Origin of the sequence: Streptomyces sp. NPDC017056 (genome assembly GCF_044332485.1) — a bacterium.
Taxonomy (GTDB): Bacteria; Actinomycetota; Actinomycetes; order Streptomycetales; family Streptomycetaceae; genus Streptomyces.
This window is the reverse complement of record NZ_JBIRPD010000003.1, coordinates 563,240-575,242: the sequence shown is the minus strand read 5'-3', so window position 1 is coordinate 575,242 and position 12,003 is coordinate 563,240. Positions and strand designations below refer to the sequence as shown.

At 68.3% G+C, this 12,003-nt stretch carries 13 protein-coding genes; 10 read left to right on the top strand and 3 right to left on the bottom strand.

Features of this window, described 5'->3' with window-relative positions:
• Window positions 1–68: 68 nt before the first annotated feature.
• Window positions 69–383: a UTRA domain-containing protein gene (locus ACH4OW_RS08385; protein WP_398025940.1), complete on the top strand. Its 315-nt coding sequence runs from the start codon at window positions 69–71 to the stop codon at window positions 381–383.
• Window positions 384–508: 125 nt separating this feature from the next.
• Here ACH4OW_RS08385 and ACH4OW_RS08380 read toward each other — a convergent pair whose 3' ends face one another.
• Window positions 509–1,756, bottom strand: coding sequence for an amidohydrolase family protein (locus tag ACH4OW_RS08380; protein ID WP_398025938.1), 1,248 nt, complete (start codon window positions 1,754–1,756; stop codon window positions 509–511).
• A 579-nt stretch (window positions 1,757–2,335) separates the two neighbouring features.
• Window positions 2,336–2,506 carry a hypothetical protein gene (locus ACH4OW_RS08375; protein ID WP_398025936.1) on the bottom strand — a complete coding sequence of 57 codons (171 nt, stop codon included), beginning with the start codon at window positions 2,504–2,506 and terminating at the stop codon, window positions 2,336–2,338.
• 796 nt (window positions 2,507–3,302) lie between these two features.
• On the opposite strand from ACH4OW_RS08375, the gene ACH4OW_RS08370 reads away from it, so the two are divergent.
• Together ACH4OW_RS08370 and ACH4OW_RS08365 are read left to right on the top strand one after the other, a co-directional pair.
• A complete protein-coding gene (locus tag ACH4OW_RS08370) occupies window positions 3,303–3,851 on the top strand; it encodes a hypothetical protein (protein ID WP_398025934.1) in 549 nt (182 codons plus the stop codon).
• Window positions 3,852–4,683: 832 nt separating this feature from the next.
• The gene (locus tag ACH4OW_RS08365; protein ID WP_398025932.1) at window positions 4,684–5,433 is read left to right on the top strand and encodes a DUF4232 domain-containing protein; all 750 of its coding nucleotides are present in this window, start codon (window positions 4,684–4,686) and stop codon (window positions 5,431–5,433) included.
• A 251-nt stretch (window positions 5,434–5,684) separates the two neighbouring features.
• Here the strand turns inward: ACH4OW_RS08365 and ACH4OW_RS08360 are convergent, their stop codons facing one another.
• Entirely contained in the window at window positions 5,685–6,086 is a 402-nt protein-coding gene (locus ACH4OW_RS08360; RefSeq protein WP_398025931.1) for a restriction endonuclease, read from the bottom strand.
• A gap of 733 nt (window positions 6,087–6,819) precedes the next feature.
• Between ACH4OW_RS08360 and ACH4OW_RS08355 the strand changes: the two genes are divergently transcribed.
• From ACH4OW_RS08355 to ACH4OW_RS08325, 7 genes are all read left to right on the top strand, one after another.
• Window positions 6,820–7,173, top strand: coding sequence for a hypothetical protein (locus tag ACH4OW_RS08355; RefSeq protein WP_398025929.1), 354 nt, complete (start codon window positions 6,820–6,822; stop codon window positions 7,171–7,173).
• A gap of 147 nt (window positions 7,174–7,320) precedes the next feature.
• On the top strand, window positions 7,321–7,653 hold the full coding sequence (locus ACH4OW_RS08350) for a hypothetical protein (RefSeq protein WP_360140428.1): 333 nt from the start codon (window positions 7,321–7,323) through the stop codon (window positions 7,651–7,653).
• A complete protein-coding gene (locus ACH4OW_RS08345; protein WP_398025927.1) occupies window positions 7,650–8,804 on the top strand; it encodes a WXG100 family type VII secretion target in 1,155 nt (384 codons plus the stop codon). The genes ACH4OW_RS08350 and ACH4OW_RS08345 overlap by 4 nt, the downstream gene beginning before the upstream one ends.
• A gap of 156 nt (window positions 8,805–8,960) precedes the next feature.
• Window positions 8,961–9,623 carry a hypothetical protein gene (locus tag ACH4OW_RS08340; protein WP_360140434.1) on the top strand — a complete coding sequence of 221 codons (663 nt, stop codon included), beginning with the start codon at window positions 8,961–8,963 and terminating at the stop codon, window positions 9,621–9,623.
• A 69-nt stretch (window positions 9,624–9,692) separates the two neighbouring features.
• On the top strand, window positions 9,693–10,553 hold the full coding sequence (locus ACH4OW_RS08335; RefSeq protein ID WP_398025925.1) for a DUF72 domain-containing protein: 861 nt from the start codon (window positions 9,693–9,695) through the stop codon (window positions 10,551–10,553).
• Between the two features lie 135 nt (window positions 10,554–10,688).
• Entirely contained in the window at window positions 10,689–11,249 is a 561-nt protein-coding gene (locus tag ACH4OW_RS08330) for a GH25 family lysozyme (RefSeq protein WP_360140440.1), read from the top strand.
• A 142-nt stretch (window positions 11,250–11,391) separates the two neighbouring features.
• Window positions 11,392–11,985, top strand: a complete 594-nt coding sequence (locus ACH4OW_RS08325; protein ID WP_398025923.1) for an NAD(P)H-dependent oxidoreductase — start codon at window positions 11,392–11,394, stop codon at window positions 11,983–11,985.
• The last annotated feature ends 18 nt before the right edge of the window (window positions 11,986–12,003 follow it).

Sequence of the window (12,003 nt, the reverse complement as noted above, 5' to 3'; positions counted from 1 at the left end):
GCCCCACCGGCTCTTCCCTGGAACGTGCGCTCCGCGACTCCCCAGAGGTCACCGTCAGCTGCTGCGAGGTGCGGGCCAACGACGAGCTGGCGTCGCGGATGAACGTACAGGTCGAGACGCGACTGCTTGAGCTCGTCTACCGCGGCCGGCGCCCGAAGGAAGAAGCTCCGTACAGCATCGTGCGCTCCTACCTGCTGTACGCGATGGCGCCCCCGGCGCCGGCGGAACTCGGCATCTCTCCCGGCGTGGCGGTGATCGCGATTCAGCGCACGTCGTACGACGCGCGCGGCACGGTGGTGGAGACGGCTGACCTGGTGATGTCGGGGGACCGCGTGGCGGCGGTGTACTCCACGCCGTGCGCGCGTACGCGTCAGCCCTGCTGAGGTATCACCGTTCCGGCGGCCGTACCGGGATCAGCCCCCGGTACGGCCGCTCTGACGATCAGCGGCCCCGGTCCGGGGGCCTATAGCGGTGCCGCCAGGGCGAACCGAGGCACACCCCTCGGTCGTCAACGCGTCCTGTCGAGGTCCAGGTCGAGCATCCGGATCGCGTTCCCGCGGAGGACCTTGTAAGCCACGTCCGGCGGCATCCCGGCGACGTGCTCCGCGGCCACCTTCTTGGTGTGCGGCCACGTCGAGTCGACATGCGGATAGTCGGTCTCGAAGGTGGCGTTGTCGACGCCGACCGTTTCGATCGACGCGACGCCGTGCTTGTCGCGGAAGAAGCAGCAGAAGATCTGCCGGTAGTAGTAGGTGGAGGGCGGCTCGGGGATCAGGTCACGCACGCCGCCCCACGCGCGGTGCTCCTCCCACACGTCGTCCGCGCGCTCCAGGGCGTACGGGATCCACCCCATCTGCCCTTCCGCGTACGCCAACTTCAGCCTGGGGAACTTCACCAGGACGCCACTGAAGAGGAAGTCCATCATCGACGCCATGGCGTTGTTGAAGGACAGCGAAGCTTGCACGGCAGGGGGAGCGTCCGGCGAGGCGGCCGGCATCTGCGACGACGAGCCGATGTGCATGCACACCACCGTTCCCGTCGCCTCGCACTCCGCGAAGAACGGATCCCAGTAGCCCGAGTGGATACTCGGCAGCCCCAGGTAGGTGGGGATCTCGCTGGAGGTCACGGCGCGTACCCCTCGGGCAGCGTTACGCCGAATCTCCTGCACTGCCAGGTCGACGTCCCACAAGGGGATCAGACACAGAGGAATCAGCCGCCCGCCGCTGTCTCCGCACCATTCCTCCACCATCCAGTCGTTGTACGCGCGGACGCACGCCAGGCCGACTTCCTTGTCCTGGGCCTCGGCGAAGGTCTGGCCGCAGAAGCGGGGGAAGGTAGGGAAGCACAGCGACGCTTCGACGTGGTTGAAGTCCATGTCCGCGAGGCGTGCCTTCGGGTCCCAGCAGCCGCGCCGCATCTGCTCCCGGGTGATGCCGTCGAGTGTCATCTCGTCCCGGGAGAACCCGACGGCCGCGATGATCCGCTTGTACGGGAAGAGGTCTCCCTCGTACCGCCACCAGTCCGTCAGCTGGCCGGCCGGATCCGTCGTGAACTTGTACTTGCCTCCGATGTACGCCAGCTCGCCGATACCGGCGGTGAACGGCTTCGGCCCGAGATCACGGTACTTCGCGGGCAGCCAGGTCTCGAAGAGGTGAGCCGGTTCGATCACGTGGTCGTCCACGCTGATCACGCGGGGGATGTCGATGGTCTCGGTGGTGCTGTTCGTGTCCTTCAAGCCGTTCGTCTGGCCAGTCATGAGGCCCCTCTCAGCGGTCGCCGCGTCGGCGACGTACCTGACGACCCGTCAGTTCGAGGGTATAGACGTCCTCGCCGACCAACAAGCCGCCGCCAGCCCCACCTTCACGGCGACGGCGCGCCGCTGAGCACCACTGCGCGGGCACCCGATGCCCCGACGAAGGTGCAGCCGGCCGCGGAGAGTGAAATCTCAAAGAGGAGTGGCAGAAGCGCCGCCACCACCCATGCAAGTTAACTAGCTTCACATTACGTGATTGATCTGCGATGAAGCTGCCGCCTGTCACCACCGAGCACCCACGTAAACCTGCGGCGAGCAGCGCTCTCGGATCACTCAAGCCGCAAGCTCCACGGCACCTGATCACAGAGGCCCCCGCGGCCGCGGCGAACGGCCCGGGGGCGTGGCCAACCTGAGAGTGCAGGTCAACATGCCGCACCGTGCCGCTCACTTCATCAAGTCGCTTTTTCAGCGGCTGCTCCCCAGCCAAGGGCGCCATCGCGCCGACGCCACCTGACGCCTCCAAGCCGCAGATCCCGCGCCGACCAGCCGCCACCCGTCAGACCCACCAATCATGTCCCGCTACTACGCGACGAAGACGTGGCCCTCTTCCGCCCGTACCTGATCGCGTACGAGGAACAGGAAGAAGAGCGACACCAGCGGCAACGTCGACGAGCCCTGTGGCTGGCCGTGCACGGCATCGACGTCGGCCCGTATTGGATCCGTGGTGTGCAGGTGGCGACATGAGCACCGCATCAGGGCTGCGCCTGCTCCCGTGGTCCGGCCCGAACGGACAACGCTGCTACGTAGCGACGGACGGCACCCCCGGCTTCGTATCGCGCCTGGCAGACAGCTACGAGTCACAGACAGCCGCGGCGAACGGATCCCCGATCGGGACGATGACGACGAGCCCGACGACGACCTTGAGGACTCCGCGCGGTCGATTGGGGAGCCGGCATGAGGTCGACCTACCGCTTCACCGAGTGGACGTTGAGCGCTGTCCCGGGCGCCGAGATCCGGTAATACGGGAAGTGCCTGGAATGCTTCGCCCAGTCCACCGACACCGAAGCATCGGACGATGCACAGCTCTGGTGCCTGAAGCACGCCGGCCTCTCCAGATGCACCAGGTACGAGGTCGTCGCCTTCCAGCACTTCGACGCCCACCCCGCTGACAGCCCCTCCACCGCACAACCCAACTGAGGGCCGACCGGGGGCCGCCGTGCCAGCACGGGCCTGGCCACCCCCCGGGTCTCCAAACCTCTCGGCGCGCCTGCTCGGCGGCCCACCCGCTGAGCGTCGTCACCGAGACACCACCGGCCGAGGGGCGGCGTCGGCCCAGCCCGGCGACGGCAGCCCGGTTTCCATCTGTGTCCCCACTGGAAACCGGGCTGCATCACGTTGAGCCCCGCCCACATACCTCGACCACCTTCCCCTCCCCAGCCGCAGGCTTACGTCGCCCGACCCCCGCGCGACCCGCCGCACTCATAAACTCCTCAACACGACAACACAAGTTCCGTGTCTGGGGGATGGCTTGGGGACCACTGAGCAGTTCGTGACGATCGCTGCCGTACTCCTGGGTGCGATGAGTTCGTACGTGGCGAACTTCCTCATGGAGCGGAGCCGCAACAGGTACCAGCTCAAGACCCGCTGGGACGACAAGAAGCTCAGCGCCTACGAGACCTACATCGACCGCATGCGAGCCTGCATCTTCCTGGCCGCCCAGCTCTACGAACAACGCGAGGGCATGCGCGAAGCAGAGAAGCCGGAGCAGGAACTGCTCGCCGACGTAGCGGAGGCAGGACGCCTCCGAGGCAGAGCCTTCGAACGCGTCATGCTGCTGGGCGGCGACGACGTCGTAGAGGCAGCCCACGAACTCAACGCCGCAGCCCTAGAGGTCGACTGGCAAGCCGCAGGCAAGACGGCCGGCACCTTGCAGCAGTGGCGAGACCGAAACCGAGCGGTCTTCCGCGCCATCAACGACTTCCACGAAGCAGCTCGGGAAGACCTCGGTGTCCAAGGCAGCGTCAGCGGCAGCAAGCATCCGGAACGCGATCTCCTCCTTCCACCTCCCCGACCGGAGCGAGGCAGCACCGGGACGTAGCCGGCATTGACGGCCTTGGTTTCATCCTTCGTCGCGAATGCAAGGTGCCTGGCTTCGCAATCACACGTAGCTCGACTCCAGTCGGCCTTGCACTCCTACTAGCGCCCCACTCGGGACCGACCGACATCCGTGACGCGCTCAGCAAGCAGCCACTTACGCAGTCGAACGCGTAGGTCGTGGCTGGAGTGAAGAAGTTGGCCAACCATGCCGGTGGTGCATCTAGCCTCCTGGGTAAAGGGCGAGGCTTTCGCACAACTACGGGATGTACCGTGGCAGAGGGAGTGGACCAGGTGATCCGAAGTATCTACAACGCGGGACGCCGGTCGAGTCGGCTGAACACCTGGGGGCCTCCAGTTGCCCGGTCTGCCAGCAGCGGAGAGCAGTTGATGCCCGTGTGATCGTCTCAGTTTCCGTCTCATTCAGCTCCGTACGGCGGTGTTCACGGACGTGCGGAGCTGTTGGGCTCCCGAGAACTGCGAACGCCTAAGGATACAGATGGAGGCTCCCGTAAGCGGTCTATCTCCTGCCACCAGACTTGGAAAGCGTGTTGGGGGAAACCCCTCACGAGTTCGAAGCTCGTATCCTCCGCCAGTGCCTCACCGGGCACTACGTCGAAGGCCCCCACCGCCCGCGGTGGGGGCCTTCGTCGCGTTTCGGCTGGTTGTCCGCGTCCCGCGCGGCAGGGCGTCTTCCGGTCCTCGGTGGGTTTTCGCTGCCTCGCGTGCGTGTTAGTTGGGCGTTAGCGGGGCGGCAGTCTGGCGGTAGTGGCTCCGATCAGGGTGGGTGTCGTACGCAGGAGAGAGCGACACCGACTTCCCCAGGGGGACCCGACATGAGCGCCAACACCACTGCCCGCGCCACTCGCCGCCGTACCCTGCGTGTGGCCGCCGCGGCTCTGACCGCAGCTGCCGCGCTGTCCCTGACCGCGTGCTCCGGCTCGGATGCCGCCGCCTCCAAGTCCGCCGGCCAGTCGGGGGCGGGCGCTGCCGCGGAGGCCGGTGGCGCGAACCCCGCTTCCGGAGCGCAGGGCACCGAGGCCCAGCCGGACAACGCCAAGCCGGGTTCCGGCGAGGGCACCTCGTCCCGCGCCGGCTCCGGCAGCTCCGGGGGATCCGGCGGCTCCGCCCCGTCCCGTGCCGGCTCCGGGGGTGGTGCGGCGAAGAGCGCAGGGAAGAGCAAGTTCTGCCGGACGAGCGAGCTGAACATGGAGGCCGTGGACAGCTCGCCGGACCACGAGACTGGTGACGTCACCGTTCAGATGACGAACAAGGGCGGGAGGACCTGCTCGGTGACGGGTTTCGCGGGCGTCGACCTGAAGGACGCCGACGGCACCTCCGCCCCGGTCCACCGCGGCGGTGAGCAGCCTCGCATCACCGACCTGAAGGTCGGCGACACCGCCACCTTCAGCATCTCGTACAAGGTCGACTCCAGTGGCGACAGCCTCGCGTCCCCGACCAACATCATCGTGACGCCGCCGAACGAGACCCACAGCGTGTCGCTGAAGTGGCCCGCGGAGGCGCTCAAGCTGGCCGGCCCGTACGACGAGAAGATCAAGGTCCACCCGGTCGGCATCGCCAACTGACCACCGCGAGGAACACGGCACGTCTCTTGCGGGCAGCACGAGGCCCCCGCGCGGTGCCGGGGGCTGTGCCTGGCGACGATCCGCCCGGCTTCGGGCCTCCACGGTCGCCGTACGCGCGAGGGCCGGCGGTGCGGCCCGGTGCGCCGGTTGCCTGGGGTTGGCGGCGAAGTTTCTGTCTTAGGCTGGTTTCGCTGGGGGCGTGTGCGACGTGTACGACTCGTCGGTGCCCCTCGCCCCCCCTCTCTCACTGGTCAGGGCAGTTTCGGCGGGCGGTGGGCGGGTGGGAGGCGGTCCAGTAGGGCCCATAGTGGGTGCGGTCCCGCGGCCCACTGGCTGAGCAAGTGGCGGTCGACCAGGTGGATACGGTGCTGCCGTCCCCAGGGGGTGGCCTTCGAGGAGAAGCGGCCGTTGGTCAGGACGACCGCGATGTCCGCCCCGTGGATCTGCCGGGCGGTGCCGTTGACCTGTTGCAGCACGCCGACGCCGACGGCGGAGCCTCGTTCTCCGTCCCGGCGGTGCTTGCACTGGATGGCCCAGACCCGGCCGGCGGGGTCGACCGCGCGTACGTCGCAGGCGTTGTCGCCAGCGCCGCCGAGCCGCTCGGCCGTGCAGCCGTCCCGGCGCATCAAATCCCGTATCGCGAACTCGAACACACGGTGATCCAAAGCGTCGATCTCGGCGATGCGCAGCCGCAATGCCCGGGCGCGGATGCGTGCCCACTCGGTCCGCCGACGTGCCTGCCGTAACCAGAGGCCGCCTGTGCCGAAGGTCAGTAGGACAGCGAGGAGCAGTACCCACCAGTGCGCTAGCAGCCACTGCCCGACAGCGACGACCAAGCCCACCGCCGCGGTCGCGACGACCGCGGCCGCGAGCGCAACGGCTGGCTGGTCCTGCTTCCTTGGGCGGCGGCGAGCCGGGCGACGATGTGCGGTGGCCCGTACTGGGCGGCGGCGGCTCGTCATGTCGTACCTCCCCTTTTGGTAGCGATGCTCGGCACGGGGATCGCGCCCCCAGTCGTGGTGCGACCATGGATGATCTCTTTCGGTGATTACTCCGTCGCCGGTGGCGGCGGTCAGAACTGGTCGCGACGAGACGGGGCTCTCCATGACACTGCCACTCGCCTTCACCCGCCATCCGGACGCCAAGCGTTACGAGTTGCGTCCTCGGGGGGCCGCTGTCGTTCATGTGCGGCGGGGCGTGCCAGGTGGGTGGGCGCTTCCTGGAGGGTGTAAGCCTCGGTTCTTTCTTGCCGCCGACCCTGCTGGTGCCTCGCCGCTCGCCGTGGTCGTCCGGCAAGGCGGTGGGGATGGGGGTGGGGATGGGGGCGGGGGTAGGAGTGGGGGTGGGGGTGGGGGGCTTCTTGTGCTTTCGCCGGAGTGTGAGCTCTTGGCTGAGTTGCGGTTGCCGGCCAGGAAGAAGCGGTGGCGGGCTGCTTGCGAGATACGCCTGCCCGACGGGACGGTGTTGCGTGGGCGGGAGGGGACGGTTCCGTCGCTGATTTTGTATGCGTTGTTGTTGCCGTTTGTCCTGGCTTATCTGGTGGCCCTGACGCTTTCTGATTCTCCCGCCGATGCCGTCAACGCTCCGTTGCGTACGGCCTGGAAGCGGCCGGGTGAGGTGTTCGGGCGGGCGGCTTTGACCGAGTCCGCGCGTGGCCGGTTCCGGGTCCGGGGTGGTGGGGCGGGGCTCGATCACCGGGTGGCGTATGCGCAGGCGGTGGCGAAGTATTGGGAAAGGTGAGCAGGAAGTACGCATAAGAGACAGCAACCCCCGTGTCACGGGTGGCGCCCGTGACACGTACCGTTGTCCGCACCTTTCAAGGGATGCCGCTTGACCACGTCTTGACCTTGCCTTGACTAAGCCATGACAACGGATCGGGGGAGATCTGTGCCTGAGCAATTCACCGCTGCTCAAGAAGCCCTGCACAAATTCGCGAAGAGTTCCGACAAGCGCGCGGAGAAGCTGCGGGAGATTCGCAGCAAGCTGGCCTCCCACTCGCTGAACCAGGAGGCGTTCGGCAAGCTGCCGGAGGCCGGCGAGCTCTACACGGCCTACTCGGAGCAGAGCGAGGACTGCCTGGAGATTCTCCAAGCGGCGGCGACGCTGGAGGAGAAGGTCAGCGAAGGCGTGACCGAGACGGCGCGTGCGTACCAGTCCGACGAGGACGAGACCGTACGGACGATGGAGCACGTCCAGGGCGGGGCCGGGGGTGCCCGATGAGTGGGGTGGCGTCGGGGGCGCTGGGTGCCTACAACAAGGTCAACGACTGGATGAGCGGGTTCGACTCCGCCGTGGACGCCATCATGCGTCCGCTCGTCGAACCGCTTGCCGAGCACCTGGAAGCCGTCACCGGTGACGACGAGGGCATCGCGGAGGCCGCCAAGCTCTGGCGCGACCAGGCTTCCGAGCTCCGCGACCTGATCGCCGACCAGCGCCGGGACCGCGCTGACCTCGCCCACGAGTGGACCGGCCAGGCGGCCGAGGCGTTCCAGGGGCACCTGGCGGAGATGGAAGCGGGCCTGGAGCAGGAAGCCGCCGACATGGACGCCGTCGCCGACGTCCTGGAGCAGGCCGGTGCGCAGGCCAAGCTGGCCGAGCAGGTCGTCGAGACGCTGATCCGCGAGCTGATCGAGTGGGCGATCATCGAGCTCGCGGTGGCGCTGGCCACCTCGATCATCACGGTCGGCGCCTCGGCCGCTGCCGCCGCGGCCACTGCCGTGGCCCAGGCCGGCATCGTTTCGTCCCGTATCGCCAGAATCCTGCATGAACTGGCATCGGAACTCAAGGCTTTCGTCAACATCATCAAGTTGCTGAAAAAAGCCAAGAAGATGTCGAAGGTCAAGAAGATCAAGCCTTGGACGTGGCACCACCTCAGGGACCCGCTCGAAGCCGAGAAGTTCTTGAAGGCAACGGTTGCCAAGAAAGCGCTGAAGCCATTGAAGGGGGCCGTCCGTATCGGCATGGGCGGCCTGGGCTTCTCGGGCGATCCGACGCAGGCCCTCGGGCCGATCGCCCAGGCAGGCGCCGAAAAGCTCGACGACATGATCGACGGTGACGGTGGCGGGGGCGGCAAGTCCGGTGGCGGGGCGCAGCGGCACGGGGACGTGCACCTGCCGCCGGCGTCCGACTTCGACCCGTCGCCCACCGGGCGGATACCGGCCGGGCACCCCGAGCCGGGCGTCAGCGGGCATCTGAGCCCGCCGCCGCGGGCTGGGGTGCCCACCAACCCGATTCCCGCCAGCCCGGACCCGCTCGATCGTTACCAGGAGCCGGCGCCGGAGCCGATACCGGCGGCCGACCAGGACATCCGGTTGGTCTCCCGCCCCGCGTCCGCCCAGCAGCCGCGCGACCCCGGCAACCCCTTCGGCTGAGCCGGGACCGGAGGATCAGGGCGCACGGCCGGGGGGCGTACGGCCGGGACGTACGGCCGGGGCGCACGCGCGCCGTGCGTCCCCGCCCCCGCCCCGCCTCCGGACCCGCCCCGCCTCCGCCCCCGCATCGGCCCCGCACAGAAGGAGAATGGCCGCGTGATCGACCACGAGACGCCCTGCCGGAAGTTCCTCCAGCCCGGCGAGGTGCTGCTACAGAGCGAGCAGTACGAGGTGTACCCGAATCTGCCGCTGGTCCCCGCGCATCTGCGGCTGCCGGCGAAGCAGTCGGCCTTGGAAAAGCGGATACGGGGTGTGCTGGGCAACGTCCTGAACAAGGCGTCCCGGCCCATCGAAGCGATCAGCGACAACCGGTTCACCAACCACCGGGTGACCCGCGTCGTCGGAAACGTCGCGGAGGGGATCAGCGAGGCGCAGGAGAACTTCGACGACGCCGTGGGCGACGCGGCCGAGCGCATGATGTACGGCAAGCCCATGGAAGGCGACTGGACGAGCATGGCCGGGCGCTTCCACGTCCAGGTCACCAACGCGGGCGGTTCCCCCAGGCACCAGGCGATCACCGACCGGCGGCTGTTCGTGCTCACCGACCACGCCCACGGCTGGCGGGCGCGGGAGCCCGAGCTGACGCTCGCCGTGGAAGTGCCGCGCCAGGACATCGCCGAGCTGCGGCCCAGGCCGCGCGCGACCCTTCCCCGCGGCCGTTTCGACCTGGTCTTCGTGGACGGGTCCTGGATCGCGCTCTGCTGCTCGTTCCAGAAGAGCATGGAGTCGCTGGTGAATGCCTTCTACGGCAGACACTGATCCACGGCAGGCGCTGACCCCGGGCCCGTCATCGTCATCGCTGCCCCATGACGGGGTATCCGCCCAGCCATGGGTGAGATTCTGGTCGGTACGTGTTCCTGGACGGATTCCGCTCTGGTTTCCAGTGGGTGGTATCCGTCGGGGCAGCGGGACGCGGAGGGGCGGCTGCGGTATTACGCGGGCCGGTTTCCGGTCGTGGAGGTCGATGCCTCGTATTACGCGTTGCCCAGTGTGCGTAACAGCCGGCTGTGGGCCGAGCGGACTCCGGACGGGTTCCGGTTCGACGTGAAGGCGTTCTCGTTGCTCACCGGGCATCCGACGCGGCCCGGGGCGCTCCCCGCCGACCTGCGGGACGGCGTATCGGGGACGGAGCTGCTGGACGAGGTGTGGCAGCGGTTCCGCGGGGCGGTGGAGCCGTTGCGGGAAGCCGGGCGGCTCGGCACCCTGCTGTTCCAGTTTCCGCCCTGGTTCGGGCCGGGCGCGCGGGCCGAGGCGTTCCTTGAGGCGTGCCGGGCGCGTACCCGGGGGTGGCCGGTGGCCGTGGAGTTCCGGCATCCCGGGTGGTGGCGGGACGATCAGCAGGGGTGGACGTCCGCGTTGCTGGCGGATCTGGGGATGTCGGCCGTCGCCGTCGACATGGTGCAGACGCTGCCGGTTTCGATACGTCCGGTCACTCCCGTGACGGACGGGCAGCTGGCGGTGGTGCGCTTTCACGGGCGTAACCCCGCGTGGGGGTCCGGGAGTAAAGAGGAACGGTTCCGCCACACCTATGCGCGGGAGGAACTGGCGGAGTGGGTGCCGCGGTTGCGCGGCATGGCCGAGAAGGCCGACGAAGTGCACGTCCTGTTCAACAACTGCTGTGCCGACGCGGCCGTACGCGCCGCCGAGTCGATGGGGGAACTGCTGGCAGCGCCGTCCGGGACGGCGTGACGGGGGGCGGGGGTAGCGCGCGAATGCCCCGGTCGTCCCCGGCGGGCGGGGGATTTCGGGATGGCGGGCGGGAAAAGTGGGAAATCTTCCTCCACTACCTCTTCCCCCCACATTCCCCCCACCGAGGAGCCCGTCATGCTGCATGGTGTCGACGTTTCCGCCCACAACTCCTCTTACGAAGCGAAGGGCTTGGACTTCGTCTTCATCAAGGCGACCGAAGGCCGTTCCTACGCCAGCCCGCACCGCGCGGACCAGGCCGCCAAGGCCCGGGACGCCGGGTGCGTGGTCGGCTTCTACCACTTCCTGTGGCCCGGGAACATCGAGGCGCAGGCGGAGTACTTCGTCGGGAAGTGCGGCGCCAAGGAGGGTGATCTCCTCGCCGCCGACTGGGAATCGACGAGTTCCGGTACGCATGCCAGCGGCGCGCAGAAGGACCAGTTCCTGCGCGCCGTGAAGAAGTTGCGCCCGCACCACCGCGTGCTGCTGTACACCAACGTGTCCTTCTGGACAGGGCACGACACCACGTCGTACGCCGGGGACGGGCTGTGGATCGCCGACTACGTCAGCCCGGGAAAGCCGCGCATCAAGGGGAAGTGGCTCATCCACCAGCACACCGACCGCCCGCTGGACAAGAACGTCGCGCGGTTCGAGAACCGGGCGGCGCTGAAGAAATGGGCCGCCGGGGGGAAGGAGTGAGGGCGGCAGCCTGGCCGACCGCAGGCGTACGTGGTCACATACACGTGATCACGTGTATGTGACCAGGCGCATGTGATCAAGCATGTGTGATCAGGTGTACGTAGTCGCGTGATCAGGCGCACGTAACGACGGGGGCATACCGATGAAAGCCGCGATCTATCTCGCGCATCCGCGTCCTGGCAGCTTCAACCACGCGGTGGCCGATGCCGTCGCGGCGGAGCTGGGCAGCCGTGGCTGCCGGGTCGTCGTGCACGACCTGTACGCCGAGGGGTACGACCCGCTGCTGCCGGCGGACGGTACGGAAACGGTGCGGGAGGCCGGGGAGCCGGACGACGCGTGGACGGCGCGGCACCGTGCCGAGGTGGCGACGCTCGACGCCATGGTGTTCGTCCACCCGAACTGGTGGGGCATGCCGCCCGCCGTCCTGACGGGCTGGGTCCAGCGCGTGCTCGTACCCGGCGTCGCCTACAAGTTGGGGACGGCGGACGGCGAGCCCGTCGGCCTGCTGCGGGCCGGGCGGGCGCTGGTCCTCAACACGTCCGACACTCCGGCCTGGCGTGAGGAGAGCGAGTTCGGCGATCCGCTGGAGCGGATCTGGGCCGCGTGTGTCCTGCCGTACGTGGGAGTGACGGACGTACGGCGGCACGTCTTCCGTACCGTCTCCGGTTCCACCGACGCACAACGCGCAGCCTGGCTGGCGGAGGCGCGGGAGCAGGCTGCCGGGTTGCTGTCCTGAGGGGACCCGCGCGTCCGT